Source organism: Aliinostoc maniaoense, assembly GCF_058172895.1.
The window spans coordinates 2,157,741-2,176,562 of the sequence record NZ_CP187952.1; the positions used below are offsets into that span (position 1 = coordinate 2,157,741).

At 41.4% G+C, this 18,822-nt stretch carries 17 protein-coding genes; 8 read left to right on the forward strand and 9 right to left on the reverse strand.

Annotation, left to right across the window (positions count from 1 at the left end; translation table 11 throughout):
* Positions 1-8 precede the first annotated feature (8 nt).
* From ACPZ3T_RS09625 to ACPZ3T_RS09635, 3 genes are all read right to left on the reverse strand, one after another.
* Positions 9-1,073: an FAD-dependent oxidoreductase gene (locus ACPZ3T_RS09625; RefSeq protein WP_490275574.1), complete on the reverse strand. Its 1,065-nt coding sequence runs from the start codon at positions 1,071-1,073 to the stop codon at positions 9-11.
* An 87-nt stretch (positions 1,074-1,160) separates the two neighbouring features.
* Positions 1,161-2,207 carry a heterodisulfide reductase-related iron-sulfur binding cluster gene (locus ACPZ3T_RS09630; RefSeq protein WP_490275576.1) on the reverse strand — a complete coding sequence of 349 codons (1,047 nt, stop codon included), beginning with the start codon at positions 2,205-2,207 and terminating at the stop codon, positions 1,161-1,163.
* Between the two features lie 19 nt (positions 2,208-2,226).
* Positions 2,227-2,925, reverse strand: a complete 699-nt coding sequence (locus ACPZ3T_RS09635) for a 4Fe-4S dicluster domain-containing protein (RefSeq protein ID WP_490275578.1) — start codon at positions 2,923-2,925, stop codon at positions 2,227-2,229.
* Positions 2,926-3,436: 511 nt separating this feature from the next.
* Here ACPZ3T_RS09635 and ACPZ3T_RS09640 point away from each other — a divergent pair.
* Positions 3,437-3,748 (forward strand): hypothetical protein, encoded by a 312-nt coding sequence (locus ACPZ3T_RS09640; RefSeq protein ID WP_490275580.1) that lies wholly within the window; start codon positions 3,437-3,439, stop codon positions 3,746-3,748.
* 197 nt (positions 3,749-3,945) lie between these two features.
* On the opposite strand, the gene ilvB is transcribed toward ACPZ3T_RS09640, so the two are convergent.
* Positions 3,946-5,844 (reverse strand): biosynthetic-type acetolactate synthase large subunit, encoded by a 1,899-nt coding sequence (gene ilvB, locus ACPZ3T_RS09645; RefSeq protein WP_490275583.1) that lies wholly within the window; start codon positions 5,842-5,844, stop codon positions 3,946-3,948.
* 222 nt (positions 5,845-6,066) lie between these two features.
* Between ilvB and ACPZ3T_RS09650 the strand changes: the two genes are divergently transcribed.
* Positions 6,067-6,261: a hypothetical protein gene (locus ACPZ3T_RS09650; protein WP_490275585.1), complete on the forward strand. Its 195-nt coding sequence runs from the start codon at positions 6,067-6,069 to the stop codon at positions 6,259-6,261.
* A gap of 38 nt (positions 6,262-6,299) precedes the next feature.
* On the opposite strand, the gene ACPZ3T_RS09655 is transcribed toward ACPZ3T_RS09650, so the two are convergent.
* The 3 genes from ACPZ3T_RS09655 to ACPZ3T_RS09665 form a co-directional block, all read right to left on the reverse strand.
* Positions 6,300-7,565, reverse strand: a complete 1,266-nt coding sequence (locus ACPZ3T_RS09655) for an MFS transporter (protein WP_490275587.1) — start codon at positions 7,563-7,565, stop codon at positions 6,300-6,302.
* 279 nt (positions 7,566-7,844) lie between these two features.
* Complete coding sequence (locus ACPZ3T_RS09660; RefSeq protein WP_490275590.1) at positions 7,845-8,489, reverse strand: hypothetical protein; 645 nt, start codon at positions 8,487-8,489, stop codon at positions 7,845-7,847.
* Positions 8,489-8,635, reverse strand: coding sequence for a hypothetical protein (locus ACPZ3T_RS09665; protein ID WP_490275592.1), 147 nt, complete (start codon positions 8,633-8,635; stop codon positions 8,489-8,491). The genes ACPZ3T_RS09660 and ACPZ3T_RS09665 overlap by 1 nt, the downstream gene beginning before the upstream one ends.
* A 288-nt stretch (positions 8,636-8,923) precedes the next feature.
* Between ACPZ3T_RS09665 and ACPZ3T_RS09670 the strand changes: the two genes are divergently transcribed.
* The 3 genes from ACPZ3T_RS09670 to ACPZ3T_RS09680 all read left to right on the forward strand — a co-directional run bounded on the left by ACPZ3T_RS09670 (position 8,924) and on the right by ACPZ3T_RS09680 (position 13,045).
* Positions 8,924-10,039: a ferrochelatase gene (locus ACPZ3T_RS09670; RefSeq protein WP_490277174.1), complete on the forward strand. Its 1,116-nt coding sequence runs from the start codon at positions 8,924-8,926 to the stop codon at positions 10,037-10,039.
* Positions 10,040-10,676: 637 nt separating this feature from the next.
* Positions 10,677-11,378 carry a conjugal transfer protein TrbI gene (locus tag ACPZ3T_RS09675; RefSeq protein WP_490275594.1) on the forward strand — a complete coding sequence of 234 codons (702 nt, stop codon included), beginning with the start codon at positions 10,677-10,679 and terminating at the stop codon, positions 11,376-11,378.
* Between the two features lie 425 nt (positions 11,379-11,803).
* Positions 11,804-13,045 (forward strand): S-layer homology domain-containing protein, encoded by a 1,242-nt coding sequence (locus ACPZ3T_RS09680; protein ID WP_490275596.1) that lies wholly within the window; start codon positions 11,804-11,806, stop codon positions 13,043-13,045.
* A gap of 403 nt (positions 13,046-13,448) precedes the next feature.
* Here the strand turns inward: ACPZ3T_RS09680 and ccmS are convergent, their stop codons facing one another.
* Together ccmS and ACPZ3T_RS09690 are read right to left on the reverse strand one after the other, a co-directional pair.
* Positions 13,449-13,886 carry a beta-carboxysome assembly chaperone CcmS gene (gene ccmS, locus ACPZ3T_RS09685; RefSeq protein ID WP_490275598.1) on the reverse strand — a complete coding sequence of 146 codons (438 nt, stop codon included), beginning with the start codon at positions 13,884-13,886 and terminating at the stop codon, positions 13,449-13,451.
* Between the two features lie 301 nt (positions 13,887-14,187).
* Positions 14,188-14,376 (reverse strand): hypothetical protein, encoded by a 189-nt coding sequence (locus ACPZ3T_RS09690; protein ID WP_490275600.1) that lies wholly within the window; start codon positions 14,374-14,376, stop codon positions 14,188-14,190.
* Between the two features lie 706 nt (positions 14,377-15,082).
* Between ACPZ3T_RS09690 and ACPZ3T_RS09695 the strand changes: the two genes are divergently transcribed.
* From ACPZ3T_RS09695 to ACPZ3T_RS09705, 3 genes are all read left to right on the forward strand, one after another.
* The gene (locus tag ACPZ3T_RS09695; protein ID WP_490275602.1) at positions 15,083-15,925 is read left to right on the forward strand and encodes a prohibitin family protein; all 843 of its coding nucleotides are present in this window, start codon (positions 15,083-15,085) and stop codon (positions 15,923-15,925) included.
* A 100-nt stretch (positions 15,926-16,025) separates the two neighbouring features.
* A complete protein-coding gene (locus ACPZ3T_RS09700) occupies positions 16,026-16,442 on the forward strand; it encodes a DUF1824 family protein (RefSeq protein WP_490277175.1) in 417 nt (138 codons plus the stop codon).
* 318 nt (positions 16,443-16,760) lie between these two features.
* Complete coding sequence (locus ACPZ3T_RS09705) at positions 16,761-18,701, forward strand: ABC-F family ATP-binding cassette domain-containing protein (RefSeq protein WP_490275605.1); 1,941 nt, start codon at positions 16,761-16,763, stop codon at positions 18,699-18,701.
* The last annotated feature ends 121 nt before the right edge of the window (positions 18,702-18,822 follow it).

Genomic DNA, 18,822 nt, shown 5'->3' on the forward strand with positions numbered 1-18,822 from the left:
TTTACACCCTAATGAAGTGAAGCTGCAATTTCCGTCACAGGCGAGTAACCATTTTGAGAACCTACAGACTGACTAGCTAAAAAAGCCGCAATTTCCGCCGCAGCTGAACGTCCATCGGTAATAGATTCCATAATTGCTTTCGGCCCTGTAGCTGTCCCCGCCAGAAAAATTCCTTTTCTGAGAGAAGAATTGTTAGAGTATTGCATATTTGCAGTTTCATAAAAGCGGTCTGCACCAACCTTCAACCCTGCTACATCTGACAATTCCGTATTGGCGCACATCCCCACCATCAACACCAACATATCTACAGTCAACCGCATCGGTCTAGCTGTGAGTGTATCTTCCAGCCTTAACAATAAATTACCGTCAGTTTTCTCATTCGCCTCAGACAACCGACCGCGAATAAACTGAATCCCATAATCTTCCTGAGAAGTGCGATACAGTTCCTCATAACCGCGACCAAACACCCGAATATCCATGTAGAGACAATAAATCTCACAATCAGGAATCTGCTGTTTAAGTTCAATGGCTACCTTAATCGTGTTCGTACAACAGACCCTAGAACAGTAATTATTATTGACCTTCTCATCCCTAGAACCAACACAGTGAATCATCGCCACCTTCTTAGGTATTTTCCCAGCAGCCGTCTTCACCGTGTGATGTTTCAACATGGCATCTAACTCAATTGAGGTGAAAGAATTATCGTAGATACCATAACCATATTCCTCCTTCAAAGCAGCATCAAACGGCTTAAATCCCGTCGCCACCAAAATTGCAGCCGCATTGATAATTTCACCCGTCGAAGTAGTCACTTGAAAATGAGGTGCTGACCCACTAATCCCAGTCACCGTACAATCAGTTAAAATCCTAGTCTTACCGAGATTACCCTTCAAATTACCGATAATTTCCGTAGCATCAGTAAAATCAGGAAACACCTTATACCAATTCTTAACATGACCCCCAATAGCAGCCGCCTTCTCAACTAACACCACCTCATACCCAAAATCCTGCAACCTCCCCGCCGCCGCAATCCCAGCAACACCGCCCCCAATTACTACCACATTCTTACCCATGATATTTAACCCTTAAAATTCTTCTACTCTTTGCGTCTTTGCGCCTTTGCGTGAGACAAAACCAAAACCATACAACACCGCAGACTATTAAAACGGCCTCCTACGCTCCTCCGCCGTCTTACTCCTGTCATAAGGAATACCAATCTTATCCAACAAAGGCTCAATCGGCACAGCCTTAGCATTCAACCCACAATCCTTAAACGGGTCATAACCCAACAACAACCCAGTCAATTGAGCATAGTCAATAATACTGACATTAAACTCCTCTTCCAACACCTCTTTGATCGTGCCTTGTTCCGCATCAAGAAACACCGTACACCCCGGACAATTAGTGAGAATTAAATTACAGTCTGGATGCGCCTCCTTCAGACTCACCATTTTCTTATAAACACTACTAGCGGTGTAATCCCTATTTTCTGGAAAAGCACACTGACGAAAGCCCATCCCACAGCAATGTCTGCGTTCAGGATAGTCAACAATCTCTGCACCAAAAGCTTCTAACAACCCAACTAGCACCTGTGGGAACTCAGCCCCACCCATCGCCTCACCTGGAAAAATCTTCCCGTAGTGGCATCCCACATGGTCTGTAGCTTTAATGCCCTTGAGACTGTACTTAGCTTTGGCGGCTAATTTATGACGATTCGCAAAGAACACATCCGAAGCATGAACCACAGAAGGTCTACCACCAGAAACATGAGGAATCCAAAATTCCCTTCCGGTAGTTTCCTTCAAAGTCTTTTCTGTATATTCTTTTAACTCTGGTTCTTCCTCCCAAAGTTTAATTACTTCTGTGTAGTTAGCGAAAGAAGTAACGCAAAAGGAAAAAAGATTATCTACACCCAGTTCATGATGCGCCACAGAAAAATTCCTCGCCGCCATCACCATCTGTGTTTCCAGGTTCGACACATCCCCGTGATAACCAATAGCACCACAGGAAGTATGTCCGGCTGCTTCCCGCAGTTCCATACCTAAATCATTTTTCAAAATTTTATATGCAATGCCTTCTGTGTAAGGGGCAGCACTCTGAAGAAAACAACTCCGAAAGCATCCCCACAACTTCCCACCTTCATCATCTACGGATGGCACAGCTTTTTGGTGTCTTTCCCAAGCCTGATTTTTTCCTGCCAGTTTCATTATTTTTCAACCTATGTATTTATTTCAGTTCGTAATTTCTGCTATCGCCGGTTTCTAGCCAGGTTTGCCAATATTCCTCTACTTCTTTCTTGCTACCTAGTTTCTTTTCCATGCCTTGTTCCACTGCATCCATCAAAGAAACCGCACCAGTGGTTTGATAAATTGCCCGCACTTCTTTCATATCTTTTTCAGGAATCATCCGATGCGAACCTGCGCTATTTTCCAGATTCATCGGTACATCCCACCATTGCCGCATTTCTTGCATATGCTCGTAATAGTATTCCCAGTTGTCACCGAGTTCAGGGAAGTGGGAAGGCGAAATATTCTCCGCCAGCAAGGTGTAACCACGTTTGAGCATATTTTCCCCAAACACCCGCTTGGCGATTAATTGCTGTCTGCCTTTTTCTGACTCAGCAAAGTAACCATGTCTAATTGAAAGGCGACGTAAAGCGAGAATTACGGAGGCTGCACTGTTACCTCTAGGACACCGAGTTTTACAAGAAAAACACTGTCCGCAATACCAAATTTTGTCTGATTTAAGTAATTCCTCAATCATTTCGTCATCTTCCGACTGCACCGTGTTCATCACTTCCCTAGGAGAATAATCGCTAAACTCAGCCGCCGGACATACCGCAGTACATACACCACAATTCAAACAAGCATTCATTCCATGCTGATACAAAATATCTTTCTTCAGCTCGTTAAATAATTTCCCCATAAATCAAACCTCGTCATTCCACTAACTGAATGACATCTCTTGAATGTTTTTCAATTATATAACTATATAGTAATATTATCAATCAGATTAGGGAAACTTTTGTTACATTTCTTAACAATATTTTTATAAAAAAAGCTGGCATCATTGCCAGTGCTGAGTTAAATTTTCTACTTATGCTTGATTTATGGTGGTTATTGCTGTGCTGATAATATTGCCAACTTATAAGCTTGGTATTACCATAAACAATACCTTGGACAAAATTTATAATCATGCGACTGTCAAAAAACCTAAATCAATAAATGTCAAGGGTTTGAAGCTAATCAAGTCAGATGGAAGTCCTTAGCTCAAAATTTCTCTGTTACGGATTTACTCGTTGGAACGTATGTATTATTACTTACTAAGTAAATAAGTGTTAACAGTACTTTCTCTGACATACCTATGCTGGCAAAGGTGTTTTAATTTTTAATTTTGTAACCTGTCACAGTAAAATATTTTTAATTTTGAAGTGCTTATGCCTTTTTACCCAGTCAATACACATCAGCTGACAAATGATATACCTCCTCTAGTCCGAGATGAAGGTGAAGATATTGATGCAGACTATGAAGTAATTGAGTCAAGTATATTCATCAGTTCTTTCCCTGAGTGGTATGCTGAACAAGTCCAGCAGACTATCCGGGAATTAAATTTTGATTTGCACTTAGCTGTTTGTGAAGTAGAAATGAAAAATGGTATCAGTGCGAGTCTAGAGCCTATGCCGCCGCCTGAATTACCACCAGATATGAGTATTTATAATTTAAATGCGATTTTGGATGGAGTGGAGTAGTAATTCGTAATTCGTAATTCGTAATTCGTAATTCGTAACGATGCTCCCCCCCGTTACGCTTCGCTTCATTACGCTATGCGGAAGCAAGCTACGTAAGCAGAATTGGCAAATATATCTATATACATGAGAACCCCAGTTTATTGACGAAACTGGGGTTATGGTGTTGGTGTTAGAGGTTTGGCTGAAATAGCAAGTATCTACAATTTAGTGCCGCACTCAGAACAGAATTTATGGTCTGGTAGGTTTTTTGTACCACAATGGCTGCAATGAATTGGTTCTAAGTTTGCTTTTGGTGGTTGCTTGGGTAAACCGACCATTTGAGCATTGCTCTTACCAGGGGCTACCATTGGGTAGCAGTTTTCGTCTTTGGTGACGTGAACATCTAAAATTACTGGGCCATCATAGGCTAACATTTGCGCGATCGCATCTTTTAATTGCTCACGCTCAGTTACGATTATCCCCTTAATGCCGTAAGCTTGTGCCAATAGTTCAATATTTGGCATCCCTACTTCCATATTGGAGCATGAGTAGCGTTCACCGTGGAAGGCTTGTTGCCACTGGCGTACCATTCCTTGCCAACCGTTGTTGATAATTACGGTCTTGACATTAATGCCATATTGTGCTGCTGTTCCCAATTCTTGTAAACACATTTGGAAACTTGCATCACCACTAATACAGATGACTTGCTCATTAGGAAAAGCTACCTTTGCACCAATAGCGGCTGGTAGACCAAAACCCATTGTGCCTAAACCTGCGCTGGAAATCCAACGTCGAGGGGCATTCTTGAGGAATTGTGCTGCCCACATTTGATGTTGACCAACATCTGTCGTGTAGAAAGCCTGGGGTGCTTGGCGACCAACTTCAACGATTACCTCTTGCGGTGCAATACTGTCAGGATGTTGGGGGACAATTAAGGGATATTCTTCCCGCCAACGATTCACTAAATTGAGCCATTCAGTATTTTGGTTGGCTGTGGTTTTTGCGCCTGCTTGTTTACAGCGATGCAACAACTCAATTAACACCTTCCGCACATCACCAACAATGGGTACTTCTGGGACGCGGTTTTTCCCGACTTCTGCGGGGTCGATGTCGATATGAATGACTTTGGCGCGGGAGGCAAACTCATCTAATTTGCCGGTAACGCGGTCATCAAACCTTGCACCTACACAAATGAGTAAATCACAATCACTAACTGCAAAGTTAGCGTAAGCTGTGCCGTGCATCCCCAACATTCCCAACGATAGGGGATGGTTTTCATCAAAAGCACCGATACCCATCAAAGTAGTTGTGACGGGGATATTAAATAACTCTGCTAATTCTTGAATTTCTGCGTGGGCATTAGATGCGATCGCACCCCCACCAACGTAAAGTAGAGGACGACGGCTTTCTTGAATTAACTGAATTGCGGCGTTAATTTGTCGGGGATTCCCCTTCACCGTTGGACGATAACCCGGTAACTTGACTGTCCCTGGTTCTACAGGCACATAATCAAATTCTTCAAAGGCCACATCTTTTGGCACATCAATTAAAACTGGCCCTGGACGACCTGTACTAGCAATGTGAAACGCCTCTGCTACAATGCGTGCCATATCAGCCGGTTCACGCACCACATAGGAGTGTTTGACTATTGGTAAGGTGATACCGTAAATATCTGTTTCTTGGAAAGCATCTGTACCGATCATTTTCCGGGGTACTTGTCCTGTGACAATTACCATTGGAATCGAATCCATGTAAGCTGTAGCGATACCTGTCACCAAGTTAGTCGCCCCAGGGCCAGAAGTACCAAAGCATACACCAACTTTACCAGTTGCACGGGCATATCCATCAGCAGCGTGAGCCGCCCCTTGCTCATGTCTCACAAGAATATGCTTCAGACTACCAGTCGCTTCTACTTTGTACAGGTCATCATAAATCGGCAGAATTGCTCCACCGGGATAGCCAAAAATATATTCAACACCGTGGCGCAGCAGGCTATCCAGTAGGGCAAAACCACCAGTTGCCCGTTTTGGGGTCACAACTGATGAAGTAGAGCCGGCAGACTGGGCGTGTTGCTCTGTTTGTGAGGGACTAGTCGGGGAAGGCAAGCTGACAGTCACGATCAAACCTCAGACGATAGCTAAGTTAATACGGAATTTCTGTATTTAATATGTCAATTTTAATGTAAAACTTCAACCAAATTATGACTGAAATTTCTCTCTCTAGGATGTAGCTGAGTGATCTAGATCATGCTTAAAACTGACTACACAAGATAACTCATAATTTTAGTGTATGACTGGAATAATTCAAATTAGTTAATTTTCCCTGACTTATGCTGGAAGGTGAGGGGAGGGAGGGGGCAGGGGTGTAGGGGAGCGGGGGGAGACAAGGGAGACAAGGGAGCAGGGGAGCAGGGGAGCAGGGGGAGTGTGGGGAGAGAGGGGAGTGTGGGGGGGAAAAATTTGTTCTCCACCATCCCACACCCTGCCGGATGCCCGATGCCCGATGCCCCAAAATTCCCTAATTTTGAATTTTGAATTTTGAATTTTGAATTTATATGCCCCATGCCCAATAACTAAATCACATCCTGCAAAACTCGTCTGGTGTTTTTCCATGCCCAAATGCCGACGGTGGCAACTACAAAACTCATTCCTACTAATACAGTTCTTAAGCCGAGAGCGTCAGTTAATGGGCCAGTAATAGCTAAGGGTGCTGATAGGGCAATGTTTACTGCATGATTTTGAAAGCCGAACACCTTACCATACATTGTTGGTGGGGTTTGGTGTTGAATGAGAGTTTGCATCGGTACACCGATTAAGGAAGCTCCTATACCTAATAATCCACAAAGTCCTAGAGCGAGTAAAAGACTGTGAGTAAAGGTAAATACGCCTAAAACTAAGGCCATCACCAAAAATCCGATTAAGGGTAAGGGTTTATGATGAAGTTTATCGCCCCAGTGACCTAAAATGGCTGCACCTAAAACCATACCTACCCCGGCTGCTGCTAAGAAAAAGCCAAATTGTTTTTCTTTTAAACCAAAATCGGCGGCTAATCTAATCGCCAACACCATTAAAGCTGCAAACACACAATACAAGGTGGTGAGTTGCAGCATGGCATTTAATACCAGACGATTTTTTTTGAGATAGCGCAAGCCTTCTTTGAAATCAGCCCAAGGATCGATTCCTGATCTGCGATCGCTCACTGATTTGTGTTCTGATTTAAAATCAACTAACTGAAAGGCTAATGCTGAGAATAAATATAATCCCCCCACCACCGCTTCTTGACCATAGCCTGCTCCCAACCAAGACTTAGCCAAACTCAATATCGGCTCTCCAATGGCAAAACCGACAATTAAAGCCCCCATCATGGTGCTACTGTACAGAGCGTTGGCAGCCATAAAATTTTCTTTGCGTACCAATACAGGAATAGCCGCCTGTTCGGCTGGGGCAAAAAACTGTGCTAAAGCAGAAATTGCAAACGTCAGAATTAAAAACAGTAGAAAATCTCGTGGCGCAAAGGCTATTAATAATACCAATATTGCCTGTATGACATCCGAGCCAACCAATATCAGCTTTTTCGAGAAGCGGTCAACAAAAATACCACCAGCAGAACCCAATAAAATTGCAGGTAGAGTAAATGCTACCATCAAAATTGAGTACATGGAGTTTTGTGCTAAACCCGGAAGCGGTGGATAATTCTCCAGCAACGCCACCATTAAGACGAAGAAGACTTTATCTCCTAACTGGGATAACAATTGTCCCATCCACAGGAGCATAAAATTTCGATTTTTTAGCAGTGCGCCAAACCCATTATTGACGGCAGCCGGTTCAGTTGGAAACATGGGTCACTTTGGTATTTTAACTACGGTAGATGGGCATGGGGCATATAAATTCAAAATTCAAAATTCAAAATTAAGAAATTTTGGGGCATTGGGCATTGGGCATAGGGCATTGGGTATATAAATTCAAAATTCAAAATTGAAAAGTTTTACTCCCCCTGCCCCCTGCTCCCCTGCCTCCTCTGCCCTCTGCTCCCCCTGTGCCTAATCTTCATTGCTCATTGTCATTTCTGCCAATATGCTATATTTCTCACTCCTATGTACTGATAATCTTTTCCGGAATTATTTTTCTTCATAACGTTTTAATAATAAATTTAAAAATGCGGCTGCTGTTAGACGGGTTTTTGGGGTGGTAATTTCACCTTGGGAGGTATCTATCCGGCAACCTGGGACATTTTGGGGCGATCGCCACATGGTTAAATGATCAACAGGTGGGTCTGCATAAAAGTTATCTTGCCCACTACCGAGTAATAATGAACTCCAATGAGTAAAATAATCATGGCTGAGACGGTGAATGGGAAAGTTTCCCCATAGTGGCACTCCCCATCCATCTATGGCAATAAACGCTTTGACATTACCTCCCATCATTTGCCATTGTGTAGCAGCTGCGATCGCTCCCACTACACCAGCACTAAAGCTGATGAACATAACTGGCGATTTTAGCCTATTGTGCAGGCGATCGTGCAGAAACTGCCAAATATGAAGTCCTGATAAAGCGGAAATTCCCTCTACTGGTACAACTAATAAATCGGAATTGGGGGTATAAGGATCTAAAGGTAAAGCGATTTTCTTGCCCTCCTTATCAGACAGCACCTGTTGATCTCTATTTTGACTCATGGAGTGATTTGAGCCTCCATATAAGCATCCCGAAATAAAGTTTTCAGTCAATTGTTTCTCATGGATGCCAGGGCAAATAATTATAGTCATTATTCAATAGGAATTGGGCATTGGGCATTGGGCATCGGGCATTGGGCATCGGGCATCGGGCATTGGGGAATGGCACGCTTGTTAAGCTGAAACCTCGTCAGGGCAGGGTGTGCTTGGTGTGCTTGGTGTGGGATGGTGGAGAACAAATCTTTCCCCCCACACTCCCCCCTCCCTTGTCTCCCTTGTCTCCCCCTGCACCCTGCCCCCTGCCCCCCTGCACCCTACCCCCCTGCCTCTTAGTCTTCATCCCTTAACCATGTTTAACACTCGGTATCAAGTAATAACACTAGTATGTCTTTTGATATATTATTATCAATTTTCTCGTTATCCCATCCGGGGGGATGGGATAATAGATTTATTAATTAGAAAAGACCTCAGCTATCTGATAGTTGGTGGTTTCTCTGTGCATTCTGGTTTATATTGAGGAACTCATTGTGGTTGCCACGCCGGAAAAATTACAAAACACCCAGGAGCATTTATCGACTCACGACAGAGTAGCAGTTTTGCTCATGGGATATGGTGAAGTTGAAAGCTACGAAGATTTCGCCAACTATAACGAACAGGCTTTAAATCTACTTACTGCTAAATTCGCACCTGTACCAACCTGGATTTATCCACCTTTAGCAAAATTATTAGCATTATTTGACCGCCACGAGTGGGGACACCAACACCACGATTTTATCTCCCCCCACAATGCTATCTTTGAACAGCAACGGGCTGGACTTGAACAAATATTACAAGCTAAATGGGGTAATAGTGTCCAAGTTTTCAAAGCGTTTAATTTCTGCGCTCCTTTTTTACCGCAACAAGTTCTAGCAGAAATTAAAGACCAAGGCTTTGATAAAATACTGATTTACCCCCTATTAGTGGTTGATTCTATCTTCACTAGTGGAATTGCGATCGAGCAAGTTAATAAAGCTCTCGCTGGCATGACTGATGGAGATCACCATTGGGTAAAAGGACTGCGTTATATTCCGTCTTTTTATAACGAACCGGAATATATTAATTTAATGGCGCGTTTAGTTGAGGAGAAAATTAACGCTGATTTAGCCGCAGCATATTTACCTTCTCAAATTGGTATTGTGTTGATGAATCATGGTTGCCCTCATAAAGCCAAAGGATTCACATCTGGGATTACTGAAAGTCAAGCATTATATGATTTGGTGCGGGATAAGTTAATCAATCGCTATCCCTTAATTTCGGTAGGTTGGCTCAATCATGACACACCGTTAATTGAATGGACACAACCAAATGCTACACAAGCAGCCAATAACCTGATTCAATTGGGTGCAAAAGCAGTCGTATTTATGCCTATTGGTTTTGCTACCGAAAACCATGAAACTTTATTAGATGTACACCACATTATTCATGCTTTAGAGAAAAAGTATCCTGATGTGGATTATGTACAAATGTCTTGTGTAAATGACCATCCAGAGTTTTTAGCAATGGTTGCACAATGGGCAGATCATCACATTGCTGAGTTACAACATGAGCAAGGTGTGACTGTAAATCCACACATAGCTATTCATCATCATCACCATCACCATTAAGCAAATTCGTAATTCGTAATACTCGCAAAGCGAGTAGCAAGCTACGTAATTCGTAATTCCCTGCGGCAAGCAAGCTACTTAATTCACAATGGACTTAGTCCCGCGTCTCTACGAGATGCTACGGGTAGCTTGCTTCCATAATAATTACCTCTTGGAAGAAGGATTTAGACTCTTACACTTTGTTACAGCTGAGCATCGCAGTCAAAATACTGGATGAATAGATTCGCCTGCTTAAACAAGATTGAACCTTATTTAGCGGATGCTAACAAAAAATTAACATCCGTTAAATAAGGGATTCCCACAGGGTTTTTATAGTCAAAATTTTATCATAAATTTTTGTTCAGTGCTTTGAGTGTCGGTAAATTTTTACGATACATGACATGAAAAGCGATCGCTAAAAGTAATATACAAACAATCCAATTAAATTGGCATAAATGCGTTGAAATTGTGTCTCTCAAAACGATTGGCTGCGTATTTTTTCTATACAGAATTTATACTTTTTCTCTCCCTTCATCACTACTCTTACTCTCCTGATATTTTTGTAAATATGCCTACATACAGGTTTAAAAGAACGCAGAAACAATCTCAGTAAATGGCCGTCATTAAACCTATCAACGGCATGAAACCTCAAAAGTTTATGAAACACCTGAATCAATGGAAACCTGGAGCAGCCGCACTCATGGCAATGACAATTACCACAGGTGCAATGACCCCGATAATTGCCTTTGCTCCTGTGGCCAATGCTCAATACAATATTGGACAAACTAGAAGAGTAGCTATCCCGTCTGGAGTGACATTTCCCGTCAGACATGAAAAAGAAAAAGTTGTTGTTAGTCGTGGAGAAACCTTAAACTTAACTTTGAGAGTTGCTAACAATATTATTGATGGCAATAGAAATGTCTTGATTCCTGCTGGTACTCAAGTGATTGGACAACTAGAACCAGTATATTTTGATGGACAATATTCCACAGATAGCAACAGTAGAGATAATGTTAGAGGCGTAAGATTTGTAGCTAGAGAATTAGTCTATGCCTCTGGCAGACGGCAAATGATTAATGCTAATTCTCAAACTATCACCCAAACTGAAAAAATCAGTAAAAATGACTCTAGCAAGGTACTAACAGACGCAGCAATTGGGGCTGGTGCTGCTACTGCAATTTCCCTGATTACAGGTAATAGAAAAATAGAGTTGGGAGAACCTTTAATTGGGGCGGCGGCTGGTGCTTTAGCTAGTATTACACTACGCAAGAAAGAAACTGAAGTATTTGTCATTAGACCAGAATCTGACCTCAGATTATCACTGACTTCTAACTTGAATGTGGATGTAGTTCCCTACTAAGATTTACCTAATTTTAGTTGTGAACGTCATCATCATAAATCAGCGATCGCTAATTAATTAAAAATAGCGATCGCTGATTTTTTGACCATTATCTAAGAGTTTCATCAATCAAATTCAATTCCTATCTAAAATTTGCATGATTATACCAATTCTCTATGAAGTTGCGCCAAATAAATGATGTAGAGACGTTGCATGCAACGTCTCTACAGTACAGAATAAAGTGCATCTATGGCTACGCCAGGCAAGCTACATCAAGAAACGGTATTACTTATTAAATAAGATGACCGAGATAAATACCCACATAATTAAAAATTGCTAGAAAACCAATTTTTCTCATAAAACAGATAAATAGGAAACCTTTTAATGTATAAAATGTCTAAGGAGTTAACAGCAGAAACAAATAATGGTGTGGAAAAATAAAGTATATGTTTAAACTAAATCATTGGCAATCTAGCACAGCTGCACTTATGGCTTTGAGCATCACAACTGGGGCTATTGCGCCTTTTGTTGTGGCTGCTCCATCCTTTGCTCAAACTACTTTTTCTGACGTTTCATCTAATTACTGGGCAGCCCAATTTATTCGAGAATTATCACAGCGTGGTGTCATTGCTGGTTTTCCTGATGGTAGTTTCCGTCCAGAAGAACCAGTCACCCGCGCTCAATTTGCCGCAATGGTCAACAAAGCTTTTTCAAAAGCACCCCAACGCCAACCCATTGGATTTGTTGATGTACCCAGCAACTATTGGGCATACAATGCTATTCAGCAAGCCTACACCATTGGTTTTTTATCAGGGTATCCCGGTAATAACTTCAGACCAAATGAAAACATTCCTCGGCAGCAAGTTTTAGTTGCGCTAGCCAATGGTTTAGAATATGCTCCTAGCGGTAACGTTGAAAGCACTCTGCAATATTTCAACGATGCTAATAACATAGCAGGTTATGCCCGTAGTCCCATTGCTGCGGCTACCGAAAAACAAATTGTAGTCAACTATCCCAACCTGAGATTTTTAAGTCCCACCAGCACCGCCACACGCGCCCAGGTAGCGGCTTTTATTTACCAAGCATTAGTTAGCTCTAATCAAGCTTCAGCAATTAATTCGCCCTATATTGTAGCTATTCAACCCACAACCCCCACACCAGTAGCTGTAACCATTCCTCAAGGAACAGTTATTCCTGTGAAGTACGATAAAGCCCAAAAGATTCTCGTCACCAAGGATGAAACAGCACCTTTATCATTAACAGTGGCGCAAAACGTCGTGACTCAAGAAGGTAATGTAGTTGTGGCGGCTGGTAGTCAAGTAGTTGGTCAACTCAGACCTGCGCCTGGTGGTTCTCAGTTTGTTGCTCAAAAACTGGTGTTAACCACAGGTCAAGAGTATGATCTTAACGCCACATCTGAAGTTATTACCAAGACTCAAACTGTGAATAAAGGTACTAGCACTAGTACAATTCTCAAAAATACTGTTTTAGGTGCAGGCGCGGCTGCTGCGGTATCTGCGGTAACAGGCGATCGCGCCATTGCTACGGAGGAAGTTTTAGGCGGTGCGGCTATTGGTGGGTTAATTGGTTTATTCTTTGGCCGTAACAGCGTAGACTTAATCGTCATTGACCCAGATACAGACCTACAAATGACCATTAATCAAAATCTACTGGTTTCCTTGAGATAGTTTGCACACACTAGTAGTAGACTGAGAAGCCTAAAGTGATGGATTAGCGAAACCCAACATTGGTTATGGCGTTGGGTTTCCTAACGTCAACCCAACCTACAATTTTTCGACTATTTTAGCCTTGCCAAGCCACTAGAGTGTTGATTTTGTAACTTTTCAGAAGTGAAAAACTCATGCACAATCTTTGGGAAAAGAGATTTTTCGCATTCTTTAACTAACAAGTAATAATTCATGGGTATTTAAGTAGAACGACTTGAAAAAACCAAACTATGTAAAGTAATGTAAAAAAAATTGCATTTAGTTCGTAGTATGAGAGGACTAAAGTCCTTACTACAAACCTTTAATTATTTACACCGTTCTACTTACTCATTACTCATTACTTATTACTTATGGTGTACCTCGCTTACTTCAAAAGTGCTGTAATCGCGTCACTCATGCGTTGTTCAAGTAAATCCAACAACCCATCAACATCTTGACCAACTTGCTCAAAACAAACTGGCGGTGGTGGTTCTGGTGCAAACTGAATTAACTTAATTTCACCCTTACCAATTCCTATCATTAATACTTCTACTTCTGGCTGATGATGCTCAATAATCCCTAAAATTTCTTGCAGTCGATTTTCTACATTACTATTTAATTTTTCCACAGATTCTTGAGGACAATAAACAAAATGTGGTGTCGGTTGCAAATCAATGCCAATAGTACCTTGACTATCACCATTTGCTAACCACAAACCCCAAGCTAAAGCAGCTAATTCTTGCTGATTTCCCTTAACAAATCGATCTAATTGACCGCGCCACTGATTGTCCCCTGATTCGGGCTGATTAATACCAAACATCATAATTAATTCGTAATTTGTAATTCGTAATTCGTAATTGACCGAATTTTAGATTCAAGCCCCTGCATTAATGTATGGGGATAATCTAAAATCTAAAATCCAAAATCTAAAATTGATTGACTTTGTTCCGCTTCTGAAGCCAGAGGCCACGGGTAGCTTGCTTCCACGAAGTGTTACGCTCTAAGGGCAGCTATTCCCCTGGCTCTCATCCCCTGATTACGCTTAGTGTCATCTGGGTTCTTGCTGCCAGGATTGATAAATCTGAATGAATTTGTGACTCAACTCATTGTCCACGTTTGATGGACTAAATACAATCAGTATTGCGAATTGCAGAAAGATGCTGGGTGATGATAGTTCCAGCCATTGAAGCCAAAAGTATCAATAGTATTAGTACAATAGCTATCCACGCTACACTGGGAGCTAAGACAAAGAATGCGTCACCAATGACTACAATAGTTGTGGTGACTTGGATAATATTGTGAGCTTCCCACATTCCAAAAACCCTCAAGTTGGTTAACCTCATCACTGAGGATAGACATTAAACCCCCCGTGCTACGTTCTCCATTCATAAGCTAACTCCAACTCCTGTAGGTGTTTATATGCGTCCAACTGTAAGTTATGCTGGATATTCTGTGCCAAGTTACGCCAAAATAACTGATAACGATACTCAAAAAATGACTCTAGTATCCAAGTGATAACGGTGAGCAGGGAAAAAATTCAAAATTGCCCTAAAGATATGTTTATATTCCCCACTGAGCAATGATAGAATCCTGCTGCTTAACTACCATATCCACCGCAATATCAATAAAGCGGGTGAGGCTAAGTCCAAAATATTATGCAAAACTGAACAAAGAGTTTAATCACCAACCAAATTGGTTAATCATACTGGTTTTTATAGTCAAACAGGCGATACAGAGGATTTACGGAATGTCTACTCCCTTTTAAGAGTGTTAGGTGTTGGGTAAAATTCGAGAGTGAAACACCACACACATTACTAGAAAATGTTGGTGCGCTTTTACACCACACCATACACCGTCAGGACTGATAACTGATAACTGCTTTAAGACCCAATGAGATGGAGATGCTATAGTCACAGCCCTTTAAAATTGGGAGAACCTGATACTACCACGGAAGACAGTTGGATCTGTAAGTGTTGTTCGCGGTAAGGCAGCATTTAGCACTATTAAGGAGATAGGAGCTTGAAAAATCAACAATTAGCAAGTTTACAAAGCACAGTTTTGGGAATTTTATTAGCCATAATTGTGATTGTTGGGTTAAATTCTTTTATTATTATCAATCCAGGACAAGCAGGAGTTATTAGCATTTTAGGTAAAGCTAGGGACGGTGCTTTAATAGAGGGTATTCACTTGAAACCTCCTTTTATTTCTGTAATAGACGTGTATGATTTAACGGTGCAAAAATTTGAAGTGCCTGCGGAAAGCTCTACTAAAGACTTGCAAAATTTAACTGCTAGATTTGCCATTAACTTTCGCATCGATCCCACCCAGGTAGTAGAAGTGAGAAGAAAACAAGGCACTCTCGAAAATATTGTCTCGAAAATCATTGCTCCCCAAACCCAGGAATCATTCAAAATTGCTGCCGCTAGAAGAACAGTGGAAGAAGCAATTACTAAACGTAGTGAACTCAAGGAAGACTTTGATAATGCCCTAGGCGATCGCCTGGATAAATATGGAATAATTGTGTTAGACACTAGCGTAGTTGACCTAACTTTCTCCCCGGAGTTTGCCAGAGCTGTAGAAGAAAAACAAATTGCTGAACAACGCGCCCAAAGAGCCGTCTATGTAGCACGAGAAGCTGAACAAGAAGCCCAAGCAGAAATTAATCGTGCCAAAGGTAAAGCTGAAGCGCAAAGACTTTTAGCCGAAACCCTCAAAGCTCAAGGGGGACAATTAGTACTACAAAAAGAAGCAATTGAAGCATGGAAAACGGGTGGAGCGCAAATGCCCAAAGTATTAGTCATGGGTAGTGAGTCCCAGGGTAATGTTCCCTTTATTTTCAATCTTGGCAATACCCAAGACTGACTATAATTAATTCGCCTAGTCAGCATAACTCCCAGTCCCAGCAGTCGGTTATCCTTACCTCATACATACAACTACAACTACGAACACAATGAAACAATATATGCCAATGCCCAATCATCCCAACATCACCACTACAGAAGCCAAAAAAATCCTCAATAAATTTAACTGTCTAGATATCGCACCCATTCTGAAACCAGCAGAAAAAGAATTGGTACGCCAAGCCCTGATTTTATTCACTAAGCTTTCAGATTATCAAATTCTAGGAATTTGCGCTGACACAGCCGCCGAAGGACTACTAGCCATGAGAACATATTCTCATGCTTTAGGTTATGAAGTACCCATTGATTTACCTGTGGTAGAAGGGCCAGTTTATATCAAATTAAATGGCAAAAATGGCTTATGTTACCTCGATTCTTATGCAGGACATCATCGCGGAGTACTAGTTTCGTGTCAGTCTTATGAAGAAGGAGGTATTAACGAAATGTATGGACATCTACCCCTGGATTTATTTGTGTAGAATCAGGCAAAAATCTGAGGTGCATTCGACAAAATCAATGCACCTCATTTTTACTCATCACCTAAAACTCCCTAATGATCAAAGTAGAACAAGTTGAAAAACCAAACTATGTTCAGGAATGTAAAAAAACTAAGATTGAGTTCGTAGTAAGGACTTTAGTCCTTATTATTTGAGAACTAAAGTTCTCACTACAAACCTTTAATTATTTTCCTTGTTCTACTTATTGTGTCTCTGAGTCTCTAGGTGAGATGCCGTCAAACCTCCATGCAATAACCACACTTCATCAGTAATAGATTCAACGGTTGCTTTTAAAATTTTATGAGTATCATCACCCTACAATCAGTTAAAAAAGACTTTGGAATCAAAGAAATTTTAAAAGATGCCAGCTTTAGTTTAGATGCTACTGATAAAGTGGGTTTAATTGGCACAAATGGTTCTGGAAAATCAACTTTATTAAAAATGATTGCTGGACTAGAAACAATTGATAGTGGTCAAATTATCTGCAACTCTAGTTCTAAAATAATTTACTTACCCCAACAGCCAGACTTAGATGAAAACCACACAGTTTTAGAGCAAATTTTTGCTGACAGTGGCGAACAAATGGCCTTAGTGCGTGAGTATGAAGAAATCTCTGATAAACTAGCTCACCACCCAGAAGATAATCAGTTAATGTCCCGCCTTTCTGTTGTCATGCAGCGTATGGACGCAACAGGGGCATGGGAATTAGAAACCAACGCCAAAATTATCCTGAGTCAATTAGGAATTGTTGACTTTGACGCACCCATCGGCACTTTATCGGGAGGCTATCGTAAACGTATCGCCTTAGCTACAGCTTTACTAGCTGATCCTGATGTCTTGCTCATGGATGAGCCAACTAACCATCTCGATGCTTTATCTGTAGAATGGTTACAAACTTATCTTAATCGCTTTCGCGGTGCATTATTTTTAATCACCCACGATCGCTATTTTCTAGACCAAGTTACCAATCGGATTATCGAAATAGATAGAGGTGATATTTACAGCTACTCAGGTAATTACTCATACTACCTCGAAAAGAAAGCCTTAGCCGAAGAATCAGCCCTCAGTAGTCAACGGAAACACCAAGGTGTATTACGGCGAGAATTAGAATGGTTAAAACGGGGACCAAAAGCCCGTAGTACCAAACAAAAAGCCCGTATTCAACGGGTTGAAGCCATGCGCGAAACTGAGTTTAAACAAACTCAGGGTAAAGTCGATATCTCTACAGTCAGTCGGCGCATCGGCAAAAAAGTTATTGAACTGAATAATATTACCAAATCCTATAGCGATCGCACCCTCATTCAGAATTTTACCTATGAGTTTAGTCCCGAAGACCGCGTGGGCATCATCGGAGGGAATGGTGCTGGCAAGTCCACATTAATGAATATCATTACTGGCAGGGTAGAGCCAGATGCAGGCAATGTAGAAATTGGTTCTACTATTCACATCGGTTATTTTGACCAACATTCGGAAGAATTACTCACAGCTTTAGATGAAAATCAACGCGTGATTGACTACATTAAAGAAGAGGGGGAATTTGTCAAAATCGCCGACGGTACTAAAATTACTGCTTCCCAAATGTTAGAACGGTTTCTCTTTCCGGGAAATCAACAGTACGCTCCCATTCACAAACTCTCTGGCGGTGAGAAACGACGCTTATTTCTGTTGCGAATCCTGATTAGTGCGCCCAATGTGCTAATTTTAGACGAACCAACCAATGATTTGGATGTACAGACATTGGCAGTATTAGAGGAATACCTAGAAGATTTTAGCGGTTGTGTGATTGTGGTTTCCCACGATCGCTACTTTTTAGACCGCACTGTCGATACTATATTCGCCCTCGAAGCAGATGGCAACCTGCGCCAATACCCAGGCAATTATTCAGTCTATCTAGACTACAAAAAAGCTGAAGAAGCACAACAAAACACCACTAACACTAAAGAAAAAACAAAAAATTCTCAAGAATCAAAAGTTACATCGCAAACTAAAGATGTAGAAAATAAAAAGCGTCGCAGGTTATCTAATTGGGAAAAACGGGAATTTGAGCAACTAGAAACTAAAATTGCTCAGTTAGAGGATGAAAAAGCCCAAACTGAGCAAGCACTAGCTAAAGTCGCTCCCAGCAATTATACCCAAGTCCAAAAACTCTACGAGCAAGTAGAGATGCTCAAACAAGCAATTGATAATGCTACCGAACGCTGGTTAGAATTAGCTGAGATCGAGTCTTTGCAGAATGGGTGACAGTAAAATGAACGCTCTAAGGCCAAATTTACTACCAACCTTGGCATTGAATAATGCACAATATAAGCATATTTGTCAAGTAAATCGTGATTTACACATGGAGCGTACATATGAGGGGAGA

Excerpts from the sequence above, each read along its gene's own strand:
- ACPZ3T_RS09660 (WP_490275590.1), bottom strand. The coding sequence starts at position 8,489 with ATGACTATAATTATTTGCCCTGGCATCCATGAGAAACAATTGACTGAA.
- ACPZ3T_RS09700 (WP_490277175.1), top strand. The coding sequence starts at position 16,026 with ATGCCAATGCCCAATCATCCCAACATCACCACTACAGAAGCCAAAAAA.
- ACPZ3T_RS09640 (WP_490275580.1), top strand. The coding sequence starts at position 3,437 with ATGCCTTTTTACCCAGTCAATACACATCAGCTGACAAATGATATACCT.
- ACPZ3T_RS09635 (WP_490275578.1), bottom strand. The coding sequence starts at position 2,925 with ATGGGGAAATTATTTAACGAGCTGAAGAAAGATATTTTGTATCAGCAT.
- ACPZ3T_RS09675 (WP_490275594.1), top strand. The coding sequence starts at position 10,677 with ATGAAACACCTGAATCAATGGAAACCTGGAGCAGCCGCACTCATGGCA.
- ACPZ3T_RS09630 (WP_490275576.1), bottom strand. The coding sequence starts at position 2,207 with ATGAAACTGGCAGGAAAAAATCAGGCTTGGGAAAGACACCAAAAAGCT.
- ccmS (WP_490275598.1), bottom strand. The coding sequence starts at position 13,886 with ATGATGTTTGGTATTAATCAGCCCGAATCAGGGGACAATCAGTGGCGC.
- ACPZ3T_RS09625 (WP_490275574.1), bottom strand. The coding sequence starts at position 1,073 with ATGGGTAAGAATGTGGTAGTAATTGGGGGCGGTGTTGCTGGGATTGCG.
- ACPZ3T_RS09680 (WP_490275596.1), top strand. The coding sequence starts at position 11,804 with ATGTTTAAACTAAATCATTGGCAATCTAGCACAGCTGCACTTATGGCT.
- ACPZ3T_RS09690 (WP_490275600.1), bottom strand. The coding sequence starts at position 14,376 with ATGTGGGAAGCTCACAATATTATCCAAGTCACCACAACTATTGTAGTC.
- ACPZ3T_RS09705 (WP_490275605.1), top strand. The coding sequence starts at position 16,761 with ATGAGTATCATCACCCTACAATCAGTTAAAAAAGACTTTGGAATCAAA.
- ACPZ3T_RS09655 (WP_490275587.1), bottom strand. The coding sequence starts at position 7,565 with ATGTTTCCAACTGAACCGGCTGCCGTCAATAATGGGTTTGGCGCACTG.